General features: G+C 57.8%; 15 protein-coding genes. 8 read left to right on the top strand and 7 right to left on the bottom strand.

Features of this window, described 5'->3' with window-relative positions; translation table 11 throughout:
* Positions 1-101: 101 nt before the first annotated feature.
* The 5 genes from hrpA to ppnN all read right to left on the bottom strand — a co-directional run bounded on the left by hrpA (position 102) and on the right by ppnN (position 7,994).
* Entirely contained in the window at positions 102-4,019 is a 3,918-nt protein-coding gene (hrpA, locus tag MPRO_RS05985; RefSeq protein WP_067288777.1) for an ATP-dependent RNA helicase HrpA, read from the bottom strand.
* Between the two features lie 109 nt (positions 4,020-4,128).
* Positions 4,129-4,944: a class II glutamine amidotransferase gene (locus MPRO_RS05980; RefSeq protein ID WP_067288776.1), complete on the bottom strand. Its 816-nt coding sequence runs from the start codon at positions 4,942-4,944 to the stop codon at positions 4,129-4,131.
* 87 nt (positions 4,945-5,031) lie between these two features.
* The gene (locus tag MPRO_RS05975; RefSeq protein ID WP_067288774.1) at positions 5,032-5,418 is read right to left on the bottom strand and encodes a bactofilin family protein; all 387 of its coding nucleotides are present in this window, start codon (positions 5,416-5,418) and stop codon (positions 5,032-5,034) included.
* Positions 5,415-6,374: a M23 family metallopeptidase gene (locus tag MPRO_RS05970; RefSeq protein ID WP_067288771.1), complete on the bottom strand. Its 960-nt coding sequence runs from the start codon at positions 6,372-6,374 to the stop codon at positions 5,415-5,417. Before MPRO_RS05970 ends, MPRO_RS05975 begins: the two co-directional genes overlap by 4 nt.
* 231 nt (positions 6,375-6,605) lie before the next feature.
* A complete protein-coding gene (gene ppnN, locus MPRO_RS05965) occupies positions 6,606-7,994 on the bottom strand; it encodes a nucleotide 5'-monophosphate nucleosidase PpnN (protein WP_067288767.1) in 1,389 nt (462 codons plus the stop codon).
* Between the two features lie 421 nt (positions 7,995-8,415).
* Between ppnN and MPRO_RS05960 the strand changes: the two genes are divergently transcribed.
* From MPRO_RS05960 to MPRO_RS05945, 4 genes are all read left to right on the top strand, one after another.
* Positions 8,416-9,804: a PhoH family protein gene (locus MPRO_RS05960; protein ID WP_067288764.1), complete on the top strand. Its 1,389-nt coding sequence runs from the start codon at positions 8,416-8,418 to the stop codon at positions 9,802-9,804.
* Positions 9,805-10,274: 470 nt separating this feature from the next.
* Positions 10,275-11,825 (top strand): malate dehydrogenase (quinone), encoded by a 1,551-nt coding sequence (gene mqo, locus MPRO_RS05955; RefSeq protein ID WP_067288761.1) that lies wholly within the window; start codon positions 10,275-10,277, stop codon positions 11,823-11,825.
* A gap of 153 nt (positions 11,826-11,978) precedes the next feature.
* Positions 11,979-12,257, top strand: coding sequence for a membrane protein insertion efficiency factor YidD (gene yidD, locus MPRO_RS05950; RefSeq protein WP_067288758.1), 279 nt, complete (start codon positions 11,979-11,981; stop codon positions 12,255-12,257).
* Between the two features lie 151 nt (positions 12,258-12,408).
* Entirely contained in the window at positions 12,409-14,616 is a 2,208-nt protein-coding gene (locus tag MPRO_RS05945; protein ID WP_067288753.1) for a solute carrier 5/6 family protein, read from the top strand.
* Between the two features lie 113 nt (positions 14,617-14,729).
* Here the strand turns inward: MPRO_RS05945 and MPRO_RS05940 are convergent, their stop codons facing one another.
* Entirely contained in the window at positions 14,730-15,545 is an 816-nt protein-coding gene (locus MPRO_RS05940; RefSeq protein WP_067288750.1) for a mechanosensitive ion channel family protein, read from the bottom strand.
* 335 nt (positions 15,546-15,880) lie between these two features.
* On the opposite strand from MPRO_RS05940, the gene MPRO_RS05935 reads away from it, so the two are divergent.
* From MPRO_RS05935 to MPRO_RS26470, 4 genes are all read left to right on the top strand, one after another.
* Complete coding sequence (locus MPRO_RS05935; RefSeq protein ID WP_245635039.1) at positions 15,881-16,486, top strand: TIGR04211 family SH3 domain-containing protein; 606 nt, start codon at positions 15,881-15,883, stop codon at positions 16,484-16,486.
* 159 nt (positions 16,487-16,645) lie between these two features.
* Positions 16,646-17,092, top strand: coding sequence for an RrF2 family transcriptional regulator (locus tag MPRO_RS05930; protein WP_067288745.1), 447 nt, complete (start codon positions 16,646-16,648; stop codon positions 17,090-17,092).
* An 82-nt stretch (positions 17,093-17,174) separates the two neighbouring features.
* Positions 17,175-17,417, top strand: coding sequence for a GrxA family glutaredoxin (locus MPRO_RS05925; RefSeq protein WP_067288741.1), 243 nt, complete (start codon positions 17,175-17,177; stop codon positions 17,415-17,417).
* 145 nt (positions 17,418-17,562) lie between these two features.
* Positions 17,563-17,685 (top strand): hypothetical protein, encoded by a 123-nt coding sequence (locus MPRO_RS26470; RefSeq protein WP_281177148.1) that lies wholly within the window; start codon positions 17,563-17,565, stop codon positions 17,683-17,685.
* Positions 17,686-17,698: 13 nt separating this feature from the next.
* On the opposite strand, the gene recD is transcribed toward MPRO_RS26470, so the two are convergent.
* The gene (recD, locus tag MPRO_RS05920) at positions 17,699-19,528 is read right to left on the bottom strand and encodes an exodeoxyribonuclease V subunit alpha (protein ID WP_216821251.1); all 1,830 of its coding nucleotides are present in this window, start codon (positions 19,526-19,528) and stop codon (positions 17,699-17,701) included.
* Position 19,529: the final 1 nt, after the last annotated feature.

The following is a 19,529-nucleotide window of genomic DNA, read 5'->3' as shown; positions in this document are numbered from 1 at the left end:
ATCCTGCCGATTTATCGCCTCAAAAGAGCTCAAAACGGACTTCCCCTCGCTACGATCGGTCAAGTCCGACAGGCTGCTAGCGTCTCACCAGCAAGACAGCATCATGCCTGCAGCTGGCGCCATTGCTGCTGTATCCGTTTGTCCGATACTGCGATCTGGGTGCCCAGCGTCTGGGCAAACAGCGAGACGCGGTACTCCTCCAGCATCCAGCGAAACTCTTCCAGTGCCGGATCAAACAACCCCTGAGTCTTGTTTTTGTCGCGTAAACCTTTATAACGCTGCCAATATTGTTGCAGTTGGTCAGATAATAATCGTTCCCGATTAAGGTCCCGCTGATATTTTTCCAGCCGTTTCACTATCGCCTGCAGGTAACGCGGATAATGCTGCAACTGCGGCCAGGGGGTTGTCAGCAGATATTCTGCCTGGATCAGTTCGGCCAGCTGACTTTTAATATCATTTAGTACCGTTACAGCCTGCAGCGGTATGTTTCCGCCCAACTGTTTGCGCACCTGGTGATATTCCCGGTGGCAATCACGCACAAAGCCCGCCAACTGAACAACCTTTTCCCACAGGGCTGCCCGAGCCTGCTCTAGCCTGGCCCGGTAATCCGCCTCCGAACGCGGTAGCGACTCATCCAGTTGCATTAACTGCATCAGCGCCTGCATCAGGATGGCATCCGCCAGCCGTGCCTTGTCGAACTGGGCACCACCGTATAACAGGGCTTCATTCAGATGCGGCATCTCGCGGCGCGCATAGCGTACCGGCGCAGCCAGCTCCAGCATGGCCAGCCTGGCAACACCCAGGCGTGACTCCGCCTGCGCCTGGCCTGCTGAAGCGCAGACATGCAGCTCGACACTGGCGCCACAGTCCCGCAGCCCAGGATAGGCCGCCACGCGGATGCCGCCGGCCTGGCGCAATTCCACTGACTCCGGCAGCTCGCCGAAGTCCCAGCGTGTCAAGCCAGTACGACCCCAGCCATCCCCCGGCCCTTCACGCAGCGCAGCTTCGGCCTGCTTGCCGAACTGGCTTGAGAGTGCCTCCAGATCCCGCCCGGCACCCAACTGCTGACCCGCCGCATCCAGCAAACGGATGTTCATGCGGTAATGCTTGTCCAGCTCAACCGCACGCAGCTCGGCCGGGTCCACCCGCGCACCGGTTTTGCGGCGCAAAAACAGGCTGAGCGCCTCGTACAGGTCGCCGTCGGCGAACACCACCTGATCGGTAAAGGCCCGCACATGATCGGGAATCGGCACGAAATGCTTGCGCAGCGGCTTGGGCAACCCTTTAAGGATGGCGATACACTTGTCTTGCAGCATACCCGGCACCAGCCAGTCGGGGCGCCGCGGTGTCACGTTATTCAAAAGCGCCAGCGGCAGATCGAGCGTAACGCCGTCGCTGACGGTGCCCGGCTCAAACTGATAGTTCAGTGGCAGTTCAACGCCATCCAGGCGCATGCGCTGTGGATAGTCCCGCGCGGTAACATGGGCCGCCGAGCGCTGCAGCACATCTTCCTCGGTAAAAAACAACAGCTGAGGGTTCTGCTGCTCGGCGCTCTTGCGCCAGTGCTCGAAGCCGGCACCGTTAACGATATCCGCGCCACCGTGTTCCGCCAGGCGCCCGGCATAAAAGTCATACAGACTGTCTTCATCCACCAGCAGGTCACGGCGCCGGCTTTTGGCTTCCAGCGCCTCGACCCCGTCCAGCAGCTTGCGGTTATGGCTGAAATACTTCGCCTGGGTCTGATACTCCCCTTCCACCAGCGCACTGCGAATAAAGATCTCGTGGCAGACGACAGGATCTATGCTGCCGTAATGGAGCTTGCGGCGCGGCACTATAATCAACCCAAAGAGCGTAACTTGTTCACTGGCCACGACCTGGGCGCGTTTCTTCTCCCAGTGAGGTTCAAGGTAGCTACGCTTGACCAGATGCCCGGCCAGCGGCTCGACCCACTCAGGCTTGATCGCGGCGTTCATGCGGGCAAACAGACGTGAGGTCTCGACCATTTCCGCCGACATCACCCATTTGGGTGCTTTCTTGAATATTGTTGAAGCCGGAAACAAATGAAAACGGCGATTGCGCGCACCCAGATATTCCCGATTCTCCTGTCGCATGCCAATCTGGCTCAACAGCCCGGCCAGCAGCGACTTGTGAAACGGCTCGTATTCCGCCGCTATCGAGTTTTCCTGCAGCTTCAATTGTCGGCAAATCAAGTGCAACTGGCGATGCACATCACGCCACTCGCGCATGCGCAAAAATGACAGAAAGTGCTTCTGGCAGTATTTGCGCAGCTGATTCTGGCTCAGGGCCTGGCGCTGCTCTTCATAGAGGTTCCACAGTTTGAGCAGGGTGACAAAATCCGATTCATCATCAGCATATTCCCGGTGCTTTTCGTCCGCCGCCTGTTGCTTGTCGAGCGGGCGCTCACGCGGATCCTGGCTGCTCAGCGCACTGGCGACCACCAGCACTTCGCGCAGCGCATTCTGCTTGGCCCCTTCCAGCACCATGCGCCCGATGCGCGGATCCACCGGCAACTGCGCCAGCTGGCGCCCAAGGGCAGTCATGCCGCGGGCCGTATCGACGGCACCAAGTTCTTCAAGCAGTTTGAAGCCGTCATTAATAAAGCGGCTGTCCGGCGGATCTATAAAGGGGAAATCAGCAATATCACCCAGGCGCAGGCTGAGCATCTGCAGGATGACCGCCGCCAGATTGGTCCGCCGGATCTCGGCATCGGTAAAGCGCGGTCGCGCCTCGAAGTCTTCTTGCGAATAAAGCCGAATGCAGACACCTGCGGATATACGACCGCAGCGCCCCATGCGCTGATTGGCGCTGGCCTGGGATACTGCCTCAATCGGCAGACGCTGTACCTTGGCTCTGTAGCTGTAGCGTGAAATGCGGGCCTCACCAGGGTCGATTACATAGCCGATACCCGGCACCGTAACCGAGGTCTCCGCCACATTGGTTGCCAGCACTATGCGCCGACCCGCACCACGATCCGCCTGAAACACCCGGTTCTGTTCCGCCACACTCAGGCGCGCATAGAGCGGCATGACTTCGGTATCACGCAGCTGTGCCCGGCGCAGCACCTCAGCCGTTTCGCGGATTTCCCGCTCGCCACTGAGAAATATCAGAATATCCCGCGCGCTGTTGCTGCGCTGACTGCGACCCAGATCGGTGATTTCCTCCACCGCCTCCAGAATCGCCTGCTGCTGGTCTACATCAGGCTGGTCTTCACCGCGATCATTCAGCGGGCGATAGAGCACCTCAACCGGGTAGGTACGCCCCGAAACCTCAATGATGGGTGCGTCATCAAAGTGGCGCGAGAAGCGCTCCAGATCAATAGTCGCAGAGGTAATGATGACCTTAAGGTCCGGGCGCTGCGGCAGAATCCGTTTCAGGTAACCCAGCAGAAAGTCGATATTGAGGCTGCGCTCATGGGCTTCATCAATAATGATGACATCGTAGCGCTCCAGCAGCCGGTCGTGCTGGGTTTCCGCCAGCAGGATACCGTCGGTCATCAGCTTGATCAGGGTATGATCAGACACCTGCTCGGTGAAGCGCACCTGATAGCCCACCTGGTCACCCAGAGTGCAATTCATTTCTTGCGCTATGCGCGTCGCCACGGTTCGCGCAGCCAGACGCCGCGGCTGGGTGTGACCAATAAGGCCCCGCACCCCCAGACCAAGCTCCAGGCAGATTTTGGGTATCTGAGTGGTCTTGCCGGAGCCGGTTTCACCGGCGATTACGACCACCTGATGAGCGGCGATGACCTTGGCGATTTCCTCACGCCGTGCTGACACCGGCAAATCAGGGTAATTAATGTTCTGAACTCGCGCGGCGCGAGCCTTTACCTGAGCACTAGATTGCTCCAGTGCTTGCTCCAGCTGGATCGCGATGCGATCCGCTGGCAAGCCCTTTTCCAAACGCTGTTCGAGCTGCTGAAGCTTCCTGAGAAGACCAAGGCGGTCCTTGCACTGGCAGAACGCAAGCTGCTGACGGAGATGTTCAATATCGATAGTCACAAATGGGCTACAGTCATTCAGGCTGAAAGAGGAAGCACATTATAAAGGAGACACTCGGCGGATACACGGGCACTGCAATACAGAGGCGCGCGCCTCTGTAAATGTACTTTTAGATGGCGCCGGCGGGCGCTTCAGACACGGGTTCGGCGGTGCGTTGCGCGACCACCAGACCGCTTTCAAACACGCACAGCTCGCCGGTTTGCAATGCCTGCCAGCGCTCGTTATCGGTTAGCGGATCCGTCGCTATCACTGTGACCACATCCAGCGGCGTGGTTTCCTCGCAGAAATCGACCGTCAGTTCGTAGTCCTTGAGCCTGGCTTCACCAAAGGGTGCACGGCGCGTAATCCAGGACAGCTTGGTGGTGCAATAGCAGAACAGGTAGCGGGATTCCGTCAGCAGCATATTGAAGACGCCAAAACCGCGCAGGCGGTCGCAGAGCCCGGCAATAAAATCACTCAGCTCTGCAATATTATCGGGCTGTTCGGGATAACGGCTGCGTATCTGCCCCAGCAGCCAGCAAAAGGCATACTCGCTGTCGGTGGTGCCTATGGGACGATAAAACTCCAGCGGCAGCTCGTACAGCTGGGCATCCAGCTGCCCATTATGGGCGTAGGTCCAGCTGCGCCCCCAGAGCTCACGGGAAAACGGGTGGGTATTTTCCAGACATATCTGACCGACGTTCGCCTGACGGATATGACTGATAACGATATGACTCTTGATTGGATGACTGCGCACCAGACGTGCAATGGCCGATTCCACACTGGGGGCCGGATCATGGAAAAAGCGCACGCCCCGCCCCTCGTAAAAGGCAATGCCCCAGCCGTCGCGATGCGGCCCGGTTGCCCCGCCTCGCTGCATCAGCCCAGAGAAGCTGAAACAGATATCGGTAGGTACATTGGCACTCATGCCCAAGAGTTCACACATCGGTACGGCTCCGTCTCTGATCGGTTAGCGTGCAGCGCCCCCTGGCTCTGCTACGCACTAAAAATGCTCCAGCTTGCTCCCTTGATCTTACTTGTTTGCGAACTTGCCTCGGCCGCTGCCCAGAACTATACGATCAGGCAGGCTGTCGATGGCCTCGACGCCAAACTCGAACGGTTTTTCCGCCGCATCCTGCAATGCCAGTACCTGCTGAATCTGCTCGCGCCGCTCACCCTGAAAGCAGCCCTTGGGATCAACCGACATTTGCCGGCTCAACACCCGGGCCCGCACCTTACCCCCGGCTTCGACATAGAGAATATCGCAGATCACCTCACCTTCGAGGCGCCCGCTGACATGCACATGCTTGGCTTTTACCAGCCCTTTTACCTCGCCGGTCTTGCCAATGGAAATATCATCATTGGCGTCGATCTTGCCTTCGATAACACCGTCAACGTGCACCTTGCCCTGCACCGTCATGTCTCCGGTGAATCGGTTTCCTTCTGCGATGATGGTAACTGCACCGCGGCCTGATTTAACGGATACATTTCTTTTAAGGATGCCCATTTTACGCTCGTTACGTCTGTAAAGATGGTGTCAAAATTCGCAATATTCCACTTCAGAAAAGGTGCCGGATCAATCGCCGTAAACAGGCGCCTTACCTCATAGTGCAAATGCGGCCCGGTCGAACGACCACTGTTCCCGCTGAGTGCAATCAACTGACCCTTGGCCACCAGATCACCTGCTTCGACATTCAGTTTATCCAGATGTGCGAAGTAAGTCTTGAAACCAAAACTGTGCTGCATGATCACCAGCTTGCCAAAACCACTTTGGCGGCCGCTGAATTCCACTACGCCATCCGCGGTAGCATAGACTTCAGTGCCACGGGACGCTTTGAAATCGACGCCATTGTGCATACTGCGCTTGCGTGTCACCGGGTGTGTCCGCATGCCGAAACGATCCGTCATGCGGGTACTCTGCAGTGGCACACCATTGGGAATATTATGCAGCAGAAACAGCCGCTGCGCGGCCGTCGACTTTAAAACCTCTGCCTGCTCCGGCGTATAGGAGTCACTGGCCGGCAGACCCAGCATCGATTCCAGCCCGCCAAGACTTTCGTCCAGTGAAGCATTCAATTCACCGATACGGTAATTTTCCTGCTGCAGCACTTCAAGTGTACCGCTGAGCTCATTCAGCTCAGACACATAGAGCTGCTGAGTCCCGAGCACTGTTTCGTACTGATCAGACAGCAACTGATGATCTTCCGCCAGAATGGCCAGATCATCGCTGGTCTTCACCAGCAAGGCATTGGACACGAAGAAACTGAGTACCGCCATTAGCAAAAAGGCCGGCACCAGCACACGGGCCACCTGGTTCAGCGTGTACTGCCGCGAGCCCTTCACCGTCGTGAGGGTAACGATCAGTTTGTTTTTCAAGACAGATCCCCGCATGGATCGACAAGGAGGTTGAAGACAACAGTCCGCTTACAAAAGTTCAGCAGACACGCGCAGTGCAACAGCGACATCCAGGCGCCGCTACAGCAAACGCTGGACGCTGTGATCGCAAAAGCCCCGCAGGCCTGGCGAGCGCGGGACATCATACAGCAGGACGCAAAAAGCGCGACAACCCTAACGGATTATCGCGCTCTGTTTTCAGACAGAAGAAGCTCAGGCGACGGTGCTCGCCACCCCGGTAAGGCGATAGCAGGGCGTGTATTCCTGATAGTTCAGTTTCATGCGCCGCTGCTGCACAAAGGAATTGAGCAGCTGGTCCAGCGGATCCATAAGATCAGGCTCGCCGCAGAGCTCGAAAGGCCCAAACTCCTCGATCGCCCGCACTCCCGGCTCCTTGACGTTGCCGGCCACAATGCCCGAGAGCGCACGCCGCAGATTGGACGCCAGATCGCAGGGCGACTGATCCTGGAACAGATTCAGCGTCGCCATATTTTCATGGGTTGGCTCAAACGGCTGCTGGAAGGTCAGAGGAATACTGATCTGCCAGTTGAAGTGGAAGGACTCGCTGGTCGCCTTGCGATAGGCCGTGACCTCACGCAGCCCCGCCTCCATGCGCAGCGCAACCTTGACCGGGTCGCCAACAATGATTTCATAGCGCTTCGCCGCCGCATCACCCAAAGTCTTGCGCAGGAAGCGATCGATGGTTTCAAAGTAGGCCTCACTGCCCTCGGGCCCGGTAAAGATCAGCGGGAACGGCAGTTCATTGTTCTTTTCGTGCAGCAGCACGCCCAGGATGTAGAGAATCTCCTCCGCCGTGCCGGCGCCGCCCGGAAAGACCACAATACCGTGCCCCAGGCGTATAAAGGCCTCAAGCCGCTTTTCGATATCCGGCATGATCAGCAGCTCATTGACGATAGGGTTCGGGGACTCGGCAGCAATAATGCCGGGTTCCGAAATACCCACATAGCGCGCATCGCGGATTCGCTGCTTGGCATGGGCGATGGCCGCACCTTTCATGGGGCCCTTCATCGCACCCGGGCCGCAGCCAGTGCAGATATTCATCCGCCGCAGGCCCAGCTCGTAACCCACCTTCTTGGTGTATTCGTACTCTTCATGGCCAATGGAGTGGCCGCCCCAGCACACCACCAGATTGGGCTTCACGTGCGGACGGAAGACATCGGCGTGGCGCAGAATCTGAAAGACGCTATGCGTGATAGTGCCGCCCTCATCCAGCCCATGGCAGTAATCATCCAGTTCCTCACCGATATAGAGCAGATCACGCAGCACCGAAAACAGGTGTTCGCGTATCCCCTGAATGATTTCGCCATCCACAAAGGCACTGGCCGGCGCATTGATCAGATCCAGCTGCAGGCCACGGTGTTTTTGGCTGATTTTGATATCAAATTGCTTGTAACGCTCGAGCACCATCTTGGTGCTATCCAGCTCACTGCCGCAGTTCAGTACCGCCAGGCAGCACTGCCGGAACAGCCGGTACAAACCACCCTGACTTGCATCCTGCAGCCTGGCAACTTCAACGGGAGAAAGTGTCGCCAGGCTATCGCTGGGCGTCACACTGGTGGTCACAAAGTCTTCGGTGATCATGAATATCACCTCCCTTGAGCTTCGAATTCCTGAAATGCCGAGCCCGATCGCACTTTATGCGTCACAGGCCCAACCAGTAAAACCCTGCACCGACGTTAACTGGCAGCTGCCGGTACTCTTACGCTGGCTTTCGTGAAACCGGGCCAGCACGCCAGAGGTTCACTCTCTTCAATATAGGGAATTTCCGTGGATCCCACCATAACCCTTTTAAAAACAATGTGATCCAGGTCGTTTTTTGATCACCAGTTGCATCAGGACCCAAGCTGCGCACTTTTTTATGACCATTTAAACGCAGTTGTCACCTGAACGATTACACGTAACATAGGGGCTGCTATGGTGTAAGTGCGGCAGCTGTATTGTGCTTATGGATCCGCAGAGTACAGTTGCATGTGTATCAAGCAAGCAGCTGAAGGAAAAGCCGATGACCGCATCGAAACTTTATATTCTCGATACCAACGTGTTGCTGCATGATCCCAAGTGTCTGTTCGAATTCAAGGAACAGGACATCACCATTCCCATGACCGTGCTTGAGGAACTTGATGACATCAAGGACCGCAAGAAAACAGTGGCCCAGGAAGCCCGCTATGCCATCCGGGCAATCGACAACATTCTCAGCTCCGCCAACAGCCCCACCCAGATCACCAAGGGTGTGCGCATCATGCTGCCGGGGATCGACCGGGAAACGCCACTGGGCAAACTGAGCATCTTTCCCGACCACGAACTGGGTGCACGTCAGGGATTTTTGCCCGCCGACAAGAACAAGGACAACCAGATTATCAACTGCGCCCTGCACCTGCAGGCAACCAACCCTCACCGCGACATCATCCTGGTCACCAAAGACATCAACATGCGGCTCAAGGCCCTTGGGGCCGGGTTGCTCAAAGTTGAAGACTACCGCACCGATCAGCTGATCTCCGATCTCGACCTGCTGCCCGCCGGGCACCAGAAGATAGAAGGCAATTTCTGGGACCGCGTCGAGCAGGTCGACAGCTACCGCGATGGCGATCGTACCTACCACCGCGTCAACCGGGAAATGCTGCCCAACACCTACCCCAACGAATATATTTACGACGAAAGCAAAGACTTTGCCGCCCGCACCATTTCCATCGAAGACGACAAAACAGTACTACTGGACCTGGGATATGACCGCCTGATGCAGCAAAACTGCTGGGGCATCACCCCCATCACGCTGTACCAGGCTTTTGCGATGCAGTCCCTGCTCGATCCGACCATCGACATGTGCCTGCTCAATGGCGCTGCCGGCTCAGGTAAAACCCTGATTGCGCTGGCCTGCGCGCTGGAAATGGTGATCGAACAGAAGCGCTTCAACAAAATCATCGTCACTCGCTCGACGCCACCAGTAGCCGAGGACATAGGCTTTCTACCCGGCACCGAAGAAGAGAAAATGACACCCTGGCTCAGCTCCATCCACGATAACCTCGAAGCCATGCACGAGCATGACGAACGTCCCCACAGCAGCGTCAAGTACGCCATTGAAAAAGCCAATATCCAGTTCAAGTCACTGAACTTTATTCGCGGACGCAGCATCCAGGATGCGGTGGTCATCGTTGATGAAGCCCAGAACCTGACGCCGCAACAGCTCAAGACCATCATCACCCGCTGTGGCAAGGGCACCAAGATGATTTGCCTGGGCAACCTGGCACAGATCGACTCCAACTACCTGACCGCCCTGACCTCGGGCCTGACCTATATCGTTGAACGCTTCAAGGGATACGAAGGTTCCGCCAACATCCACTTCGAAGGCATCTTCCGTTCCCGCCTGGCACGCTACGCCGAAGAGCATCTGTGATACTACACCGCTGCTACCCAGTAATGTCCCGGCCCCCGCGCCGGGGCATTACCCCTCCAACGGCCTCATTTAGACCCGCCATACCAAAGTATAAATAGCGCCTGCAGGCCTTACCGCAGCTGCGTTACAACCTCATGAAACCGCTGCGTTATAGACACTATAAAAGATGGCCGCGTTCCCTTCCGTCGCTCCCGGCTTATAATGCGTCGCAACTGCGAAAGATAATAATAAAGCCTTCAGCCAGATCAATCCGTGTTTTGAACCAACCGAACAGACCCGGATCTGACGGGCGCAAGCACCTTTTTGAAGCTGCCCGGCGCTGTACAGCCCAAACGCAGACAGGAAACTTCCGGTTGATGCCACGGCGATCTGTTAAGCGCCGAACACAAGCATCGGCCGCTCCATAGCGAACGGGACCGAGACCGCGGCGTCTCAACTCCATGACCAACTATCCAAGAGGCGGAGTTATCATGACTGCAAAATCCGTAGACGTACTGCTCGTCGGAGCCGGTGCAATGAGCGCAACCCTGGCCACACTGCTCAAGCAGCTGGATCCCAATCTTCGCATCAGCATGGTTGAACGGCTGGATCAGGTTGCCCAGGAAAGCACCGACGGCTGGAATAACGCCGGCACGGGTCACGCAGCCTACTGTGAACTGAACTACGCGCCCCTCACGGCTGAGGGCACTATCGACACCCGCAAGGCCTTCACCATAAACAACGCCTTTGAAGTCAGCCTCCAGTTCTGGTCCTACCTGGTGGAGCAGCAGCTCTTGCCGGCGCCAAAAAACTTCATCAATGCCACGCCGCATCAGAGCTTTGTCTGGGGCGAGGAAAACGTCAATTTTCTGCGTAAGCGCCATGCAACCCTCAGCGCCCACCCCGCCTTCGCGGCCATGGAATACAGTGAAGACCCGGAGGTTCTGCGCCAGTGGATGCCCCTGATCATGCAGAATCGCAGCCCTGACGAAAAAGTCGCCGGTACCCGCGTACGCTACGGCTCGGACGTCGACTTTGGCTCGCTGACTCGCGGCATGACACAGAATCTGCAAAACCAGGCCGGGTTCGAGTTGCTGCTCGCACGTACAGTAACCGACCTTAGCCAGCAGGCCGATGGCCAGTGGGACCTAAAGCTGAAGAACAGCCAGAGCGGCGGCACCGAACACATTCGTGCCCGCTTCGTCTTCCTGGGCGCAGGCGGCGGCGCTCTGCCCCTGCTGCAAAAATCCGGCATCCCCGAAGGGGACGGCTACGGCGGCTTCCCGGTCAGCGGCCAGTGGCTGGTATGCAAAAAGCCGGAGATCGTCAGCCAGCACCTGGCCAAGGTCTACGGCAAGGCCCCCATTGGCGCGCCGCCCATGTCGGTACCCCACCTGGATACCCGCATTATCGACGGCGAAAAAGCACTGCTGTTTGGCCCCTTTGCAGGCTTCACCACCAAGTTTCTCAAGCGTGGTTCAAACCTCGACCTGCTCAAAAGTGTGCGCCTGAACAACATCAAGCCCATGCTGTCCGTGGGTATGAACAACATGGACCTGACCCGCTACCTGATCAGCGAAGTTCTGCAGTCCCACGACGCCAGGATCGAAGCACTGCGCAAGTTCTACCCCGAGGCGCGCACTGAGGACTGGACCCTGTCCCACGCCGGACAGCGGGTGCAGATCATCAAGAAAGATGCAGAAAAAGGCGGCAAGCTGGAATTCGGTACCGAAGTGATCACGTCGGCGGACGGCAGCCTGTCGGCCCTGCTGGGTGCATCCCCGGGTGCATCCACGGCCGCCAGCGCCATGATTGGCATTATCGAACGCTGCTTTGCCGATCAACTGGCGACCCCGGCCTGGCAGGAAAAGATCCGCGCCATGGTGCCGTCATACCAGCAGGATTTGATGCAGAATACGCAACTGCTGGAGCAGGTTCGCAAGCGCACCCTGTCTGTGCTGCAACTGGACGAGGGCCAGCCGGCCCCAAAGTCACAGCCAGCGCCTGATGCGTTTGACGACATCCAGGCTCTGGCCAGCTAACTGACAGGCAATACCAAAAAGCGCGTAGGCCACGCCTGCGCGCTTTCCCGCACCGTTGTTTTTCCCTATGCTAGGCAGTCGGACTTAACACTGATCTGCTGCGGCCAAGCCCGACAGGCTGCTGGAGCTATCACAACCCGGGAGTCATAGACTATGCGCTGGCTGCTGATCGGTCCTATCCGCGCCTATCAACTGGTGATCAGCCCTATTATCGGGCCCCGATGCCGTTTCTACCCCAGCTGTTCCAGCTATGGCATTGAAGCCATTCAGCTTCACGGCCCCGCCAAGGGCGGCTGGCTGACACTCAAACGCATCGCCAAGTGCCACCCGCTGCACCCCGGCGGCGTTGACCTGGTGCCCGAGTGCTGTGCTACAAACTCGGCTATCCCCGAGGCTGCTCAGCCGGCTGCAAGACCCCGCGAACGCACCTGACTCTCCGCAAAAACCACTCGCAATACACTCAAATTCAGCGACTTAAGCTCGACCTATAATTAAATAGAAACGCCACATTGATTGACCCCCTCGCCCGTAGCAGCTATTTAATAAACACTCCCATCGCGCTGACAACAGAGCACCTGCATCCATGTTTTCTCCGACAACTGTCACTATCGTGGTGCTGCTCTATATGGGCATTTTGTTCAGCATTGCGCAACTGGTGGAAAAACGCGTAGAGCGCGACGGCCAGGCCAAGCGCGGCCCCTGGATCTATGCACTGTCGCTGGCGGTGTACGCCACTTCCTGGACCTTCTACGGCAGCGTGGGCCTTGCAAGCCATTCCGGCCTGCTGTTTCTGGGTATTTATGCCGGCGCCCTGATCGCCATTGCGCTCTGGTGGATCATCCTGCGCCCCATGGTGGCCGCTAAGGAAACCTTCCATATCACCAGCATTGCCGACTTTATTTCCACCCGCTACAACCGCTCCCAGACCATCGCCGCCGCCGTTACCCTGATCGCACTGATTGGCGCCCTGCCCTATATAGCCCTGCAGCTCGAAGCCATCATCAGCTCCTTCAACTTGATCACATCGGGCAATAATCCGGGTGTCGGCGGCTTTACCGGCCTCATGGTCACCCTAGTGATGATTATCTTTACCATCGTGTTCGGCGCCCGCAGGCTGGACCCCACCGAGCGCCACCCGGGCATGATCACGGTGTTGGCCGTGGAGTGCGTGGTCAAGCTGGTCGCCTTCATGGCCATCGGTATCTTCGTCACCATGACGGTATTTGGCGGCCTGACGCCCCTGCTGGAGCGCCTGAGCGAGGGTGACCTGCGCCACCTGACCCGCATCAGCAGCTACAAGGGCGATGGCCTCACCTGGCTGACCTTTATCATCCTGAGCTTTGCAGGCATTCAGCTGCTGCCGCGCCAGTTTCATGTGGCGGTGGTGGAAAACTCGGATCAGCAGCATATCAAGACCGCCATGTGGCTGTTCCCGCTGTACCTGATTCTGATCAACCTGTTTGTGTTGCCCATTGCCGGTGCAGGCCTGATCAGCGACCTGCCCCTCAGCATGGCGGATTTCTATGTATTACTGATCCCGCAACAAGCCGGTGAGCAAGCCCTTACATTGCTGGTGTTTATCGGCGGTTTCTCCGCCGCCACCGCCATGGTGCTGGTCACCACCATGACTCTGGCCACCATGGCCTCGAACCACCTGCTGCTGCCTCTATTCGAGCGCACTCCAGGTCTCAGGCGTGCGCGAGGCTCGCTGCTGCAGGTACGCTGGGTGCTTATCGCGCTGATCCTGGTGTCCGCCTACGGCTTCGCTGTCGAATTCGCCGACTCCTATCTGCTGGTCACCATTGGCCTGCTGTCTTTCGCGGCGGTACTGCAGTTTGCGCCGGCACTCTTTGGTGGCCTGTTCTGGAAGCGTGGCAACAGTGCCGGTGCGCTGGCGGGCCTGTGTAGCGGCTTCCTGATCTGGTGCTATACCCTGGCTCTGCCCACCTTTATCCGACAGGGCTGGTATGAACCTGGCCTGCTTAACGATGGACCCTGGGGCATCACTCTGCTGCGCCCCGAAGCGCTGCTCGGAGTTGACAGTCTGCCCCCCCTGACCCACAGCGTATTCTGGTCACTCGGGATCAATATAAGCGCCTATATACTGGGTTCGCTGCTCTACAGTCCCGGCAAGGGCGAGCGCACCCTGACCAGCGACTTCCTCTCATCCATGCTGCCGCAACAGCACCGCAGCCGGGCCCGCCATACCGGACTGCATGCCTACATCGACCTGGAGCCCAAGATCGCAGAAGCCCGCAGCCTGCTGGCGAAATACCTCAACAGCGACAAAGCCGAGGCTGCAGTACAGAGTCTGTTGCAGGATCTGCAGGTAGCCGATAAGCCCCATATCACCATTATCGAACTGGTGGAGTTTCATCGTTCGCTGGAACATATCCTGGCCGGAGCCATCGGCGCTGCCAGCGCCCACAGCGCCATAGAAGCCTCGATACACTATAGTGACCGCGAAGCCACCGACCTGAAAGCGCTCTACAGCCATATAGTGAGCGAACTCAATGGTCCGCATCTGACTGCATCTGCGCTAAACAGCCCCAGCGCCGCAGCCCAGGGTTCGGCGGACCATTACGGTATGGTGAGCGAACTGCAACGCAGCATCGAAAAACTGGAACAGAGCATCAAGCAACAGAAACATCAGATCGGGCAGCTCGAAACCAAACTGGAAGAGCGTTATACGGATATTTTCCGCTTCCGCATCGATGCCCAGAAATTGCAGCAGGAAAATGAGCTGCTGCGGCGGGAACTGGGTGCTCTGCGCACCGAGGACCAACTCTAAGCGCAGCAGGGCAAAACCTGCCACGCCATCAAAACCACCAAGCCCAACACGCAAAAAGACCGCCAACAGGCGGTCTTTTGCATTGCAACAATCAGTCAGTCAATACGGGCCTATCAGGCATCCTGCTTGTGCAGATGCACATCCATCTGCGGAAACGGAATACTGATGCCTTCGGCATCCAGGCGCAGCTTCACTTTTTCCGTGGTATCCCAAAGCACAGCCCAGTAATCGGCACTTTTGACCCAGGGGCGCACATTGAAATTCACACTACTGTCTGCCAGTGCCGCCACGGCAATCACCGGGGCAGGCTCAGCCAGTACACGCTCATCTTCGGCCAGAATTTCACCGAAGATGCGTTTGGCCTTGAGCAGATCGGCGTCATAGCCAATACCGAACACCATATCCACGCGGCGTGTGGCACGCTTGGAGTAGTTAATGATCACACCGCCATAAATACCACCATTGGGCACCACAACCTCACGGTTATCGCCGGTACGCATAATGGTGCTGAAAATGGAGATATGCTCAACGATACCCGAAACACCACCCGCCTCGATGAAGTCCCCTTCCTTAAACGGACGGAACACGATCAGCAGCACGCCAGCGGCAAAGTTCTTCAGCGAGTCCTGCAGTGCCAGACCGACGGCCAGGCCCGCGGCACCCACCACCGCAATCAGCGATGTTGTATCCACACCCAGCTGATCCACCGCGGCAACTATCACAAACAGCAACAACAGCACATTGCTGATTGCACAGATAAAGTTGACCAGCATCTGATCAACTCTGGCCTTGCGCAGAATCTTGTCGAGCAGATTCACGACCAGCTTGATCAGCCCGCGCCCGACCAGAAAGATAGCCAGCGCAAAGAAAATATTGATCGCCCAGGGCACCGCGTAGGCATCAACATAGTCCGCATAGAAAGTATCCATACACTCACTCCGTAAATTAGAAAAAATACCGCATTTCGATCCGGCCCGCCTGTGGCACTCAAACAAAAACCAGACTGTCGGGTTCGCGCGACAACCTGGCGCCAGCGCACGGCCAAATGACGCTCGATGGCGACATAGGATAATAAAATCCGCCACGATCGCAACCGTTGTGACGTTACAGGGTTTCAGGATTTTTTTTCGGAACTATAATCAGGAACCTTGAACAACGGTTTACATCAGATACCGAGACTCTGTGCCGCGCAAACAGCATCGCATTCAAGCCCGCTCGATTGGCAGGCAACCCGGCAACCAAGGACAACGACTTTCAAAACTCAATGATTATACTCCCGGACTCACGCACCCAGACACGATTCGCCACCGGCCTACTTCTGCTCGCTTCCCTTTCCCTGCAGCCGGCATTCGCTCAACCAGGCCATGTCGCCGACGACGTTTACACCTTCTACCACAGCGGCCCCAGCAATCAGTACCGCATTGCAGGCCGAATTCGCAGCGGCGATGCCGTGGAAATTCTTAAACGCGACGCCAGCACCGACTACGTCCAGGTCAGGCTGGAAAATGGCCGCACAGGCTGGCTGCCAGCTGATCAGATCACCGAAGGTCAAAGCACCCTGGCCCAGCTACCAGCGCTGCGATCGGCCCTGAATGAAAAAAGCACCACTACCGTACAGCAGGCCGATGAAATCGAACGGCTGCGCACTGAGCTTAGCGATATCAAGACCCGCAACCAGTCCTACGATGACGAGCGCGACCAGCTTAATCGCCAGATCAAGGACCTGAACAATCAGATCGAAAACATGGATGACAGCAACCTGATGCGCTGGCTCACCCACGGCGGCCTGGTGGCTCTGGGTGGTGTCCTGCTCGGGCTGCTGATCCCGTATTTTCCGAAACGCCGCAAACGCAACGCCGACTGGTTCTAACCCCGCCAGACCCGTACTCAGATAGCGACAGTTACGGATTGACTGTCTCTATTTCGCGTCAAATATTTTCCTGTTTGGCGCGTTTTTGATTGAATATTCATTAAAGGGCATAGATAATGCGACGCCTGTGCAATACGTGATCAACAGACAGCCGCACCTATGCAACTCACCAAGCAGACCGACTACGCCGTACGCGTACTCATCTACCTTGCCACAGCCCCTCGGAGCAAAATTTGCACCGTCGCGCAGATGGCGTCTGCGCTGGATATTTCGTCCAATAACCTCGCCAAAATCGTCAACCGCTTTGCCGCCCAGGGCCTGATTACCACGGTTCGCGGGCGCCACGGCGGCATGAAGATCAATGCCGACACGCTGGACTGCCGCATGGGTGATCTGGTGGCCTCGTTCGAAACCGACAAGGAACTGGCCCGCTGCGAGCAACCCACCTGCGTACTGTCGAAACAGTGCCGCTGGCGTCAGATTCTGGCAGCCTCACTGCAACACATGATCGAATACATGAACCAGTACCGCCTGCGTGACCTGCTACATGACACCGACTGGCTCGAGCAGGTACTGCAGCTCCCCCCAAGCGATAGCCTGCAATAATCACCCCCATTGCGAAGCCCAATTGGTCGCGCCAAAAGCCTCTGTGTTCTACTGGCCAGCATTAACTGACAGGAGCAACACTATGGAGCGCATTACCATTTTCGGCCGCGAAGGCTGCGGCTACTGCCGCCGTGCCAAAGAACTGTGCGACATCAAATCTCTCAACTACCGCTATATCGACATTCAGCGCGAAGGCATCAGCAAGGCCGACCTGGAAAAGACCGTTGGCAAGCCTGTGCTCACGGTGCCGCAAATATTTCACGGCCAGCAGCACATAGGCGGCTACACTGAATTTGCCCGCCTGCTGGAACAAACTCCGGCCTGATTTTCCGGGCAAACAGGGCGAGTCAGCGTCCGCCGAGCTGTCATAGTGGGCCCAGAACTGGTACAAAGGGAGCATGTTGTTCGAGCACAGGGCTCGGGCGCATGCGCTGACTCACAGCACACTATGTCTGAAACGGAGGCATGCCATGCTTACTCTGACAATACTCGCGTTACTTGCAGGTGGCCTGATGATACTGGCGACATCCGCCAAGCCTGAACCCCGCCTTGTGCCCATACGCGTCCGCGAAGACCGCAGGCCCCGGCGCTAGCCGCGCTCCGGGTTCAGCCCCACAGCCGGCCAGCCAGACCGCTGGCCCGCTGAGTACGTCGCGCAATAACCCTTTTCAGCAAGTAATCCGGTGCATAGAGCTCAAACTGTTTGCGCGCCCGCGTAATCCCCGTATAGAGCAATTCCCGCGTCAGCACAGGCGAATCCTCAGGTGGCAGCAACAGCAACGTCTGATCGAACTCAGACCCCTGTGACTTGTGTACCGTCATGGCATAAACAGTGTCATGTTCCGGCATGCGACTGGGCAACAGCGCCCGCACCTCCCCCCCCTGATCAAACCAGACCCGCAACTCGCCCTCAGCATTCGCCATGGTAATACCTATATCACCGTTGTACAGATCCAGTGCCCGGTCGTTGCGCGTGACGATCACCGGCCGGCCGGCATACCAACTGGTGCCGGGCGCAATCAGCCGGGCGCCAGCCAGCGCCTGCTCGATACGCTCATTCAAACCCGCTACCCCATAGGGCCCGTTGCGCAACGCACAGAGCAGCTGAAAACTGTTGAATGCCCCCAGCACCTGCTCTGCCGGCTGTTGCTGCGCTATCGCCTGCAGATAGTCCCGATAACCCTCAACACAGTGATCGATCAATGCCTGGTAGCCGGCGGTATCCAGCCCGTGCCAGGCGATATCGGCAAAGCCTTGCTGCCACAGCGCCTCAAACTGTACTGCATCTCCCTGATTGACCGCCCTGGCCAGGCGCCCGATACCGCTATTCGCCCCAAAGCGGTAGCTGGTACGCAGCTGCGCCAGGGAGTCCGCAATGGGCCTGGCGTCCTGTGCCACCAGCAAGGCGCTATCCAGCCCACAGGCCCGGGCCAGGTAATCGGCCTGCGCCTGGCCGTAACGCAACTCGCCCGTCCAGCTGCAGATATCCCCCAGCACGCTGCCCGCCTCCACCGAGGCCAGCTGATCGCGGTCACCGATCAGGATAAGGCGCGCACTGTCTGGCAATGCCGCCAGCAAGCGCGCCATCATCGGCAAATCGACCATCGAGGCTTCATCCACGATCAGCAGATCCAGATGCAAGGGGTTGTCGGCGTTATGGCGAAAGCCGCGACTGCCCGGGCGCACGCCCAGCAGCCGGTGCAGGGTCGAGGCATCCTGCGGGATCAGGCGGGCAACCGCGTCGGCCAGATTGAGTCCTGCCCGCGCCGCCGAAATGGACTCCGCCATGCGGGCGGCGGCCTTGCCGGTCGGCGCCGCCAGGCGAATACGCGGCTTGGCCCCCGCCGCCAGTTGCTGCTCGATATAGAGCGCCAGCAGCTTGATCACAGTCGTGGTCTTGCCGGTGCCGGGCCCACCGCTGATGACTGAGAAGCGCCGATTTACCGCCGCCGCCGCCGCTACCATCTGCCAGTCAGGTTCCGTTTTACCGGCCCCAAACAACTGTTCCAGCGAACCTCTGAGGGCACAGGGGTCAACATCCAGTGGCTCACTCCGCTGCAACAGAAAGCCTGCGACATCGCACTCGAAACGCCAGTAACGCTGCAGATAGAGCCGATCCAGATCCAGTACCAGAGGTGTCAGGCGCTCACCGCCAGACAGTACAGCACCGCCCGTTTTCAGGTCCGGCGTGCCGCTAAACCAGGGCCTCAGCTGCTCACCCAGACCTGGCGCGAGACTGTGCAGCAGGTCAGGAACCGTCGCCAGCGGCAGGCAGACATTACCGCGCCCCAGCTCAAAACTGGTCAGCGCCGCCAGCAGCAACAGATTGGGGTCCTGGCAATGGCCCGTCTGGTGCACAAAGCGCGCGAACTGCACATCCAGCGGGCGCAGACCACCGGGCACCACCGCATTCTGTAACAGGCTCAGTATCTGCATC

Source organism: Marinobacterium profundum (genome assembly GCF_001528745.1).
Classification (GTDB): Bacteria; Pseudomonadota; Gammaproteobacteria; order Pseudomonadales; family Balneatricaceae; genus Marinobacterium_A; species Marinobacterium_A profundum.
This window is presented reverse-complemented; position numbering and strand designations above follow the sequence as displayed.

Excerpts from the sequence above, each read along its gene's own strand:
- MPRO_RS05980 (WP_067288776.1), bottom strand. The coding sequence starts at position 4,944 with ATGTGTGAACTCTTGGGCATGAGTGCCAATGTACCTACCGATATCTGT.
- MPRO_RS05975 (WP_067288774.1), bottom strand. The coding sequence starts at position 5,418 with ATGACGGTGCAGGGCAAGGTGCACGTTGACGGTGTTATCGAAGGCAAG.
- ppnN (WP_067288767.1), bottom strand. The coding sequence starts at position 7,994 with ATGATCACCGAAGACTTTGTGACCACCAGTGTGACGCCCAGCGATAGC.
- MPRO_RS05960 (WP_067288764.1), top strand. The coding sequence starts at position 8,416 with ATGACCGCATCGAAACTTTATATTCTCGATACCAACGTGTTGCTGCAT.
- mqo (WP_067288761.1), top strand. The coding sequence starts at position 10,275 with ATGACTGCAAAATCCGTAGACGTACTGCTCGTCGGAGCCGGTGCAATG.
- yidD (WP_067288758.1), top strand. The coding sequence starts at position 11,979 with ATGCGCTGGCTGCTGATCGGTCCTATCCGCGCCTATCAACTGGTGATC.
- MPRO_RS05945 (WP_067288753.1), top strand. The coding sequence starts at position 12,409 with ATGTTTTCTCCGACAACTGTCACTATCGTGGTGCTGCTCTATATGGGC.
- MPRO_RS05940 (WP_067288750.1), bottom strand. The coding sequence starts at position 15,545 with ATGGATACTTTCTATGCGGACTATGTTGATGCCTACGCGGTGCCCTGG.
- MPRO_RS05935 (WP_245635039.1), top strand. The coding sequence starts at position 15,881 with ATGATTATACTCCCGGACTCACGCACCCAGACACGATTCGCCACCGGC.
- MPRO_RS05930 (WP_067288745.1), top strand. The coding sequence starts at position 16,646 with ATGCAACTCACCAAGCAGACCGACTACGCCGTACGCGTACTCATCTAC.
- MPRO_RS05925 (WP_067288741.1), top strand. The coding sequence starts at position 17,175 with ATGGAGCGCATTACCATTTTCGGCCGCGAAGGCTGCGGCTACTGCCGC.
- MPRO_RS26470 (WP_281177148.1), top strand. The coding sequence starts at position 17,563 with ATGCTTACTCTGACAATACTCGCGTTACTTGCAGGTGGCCTGATGATA.
- recD (WP_216821251.1), bottom strand. The coding sequence starts at position 19,528 with ATGCAGATACTGAGCCTGTTACAGAATGCGGTGGTGCCCGGTGGTCTG.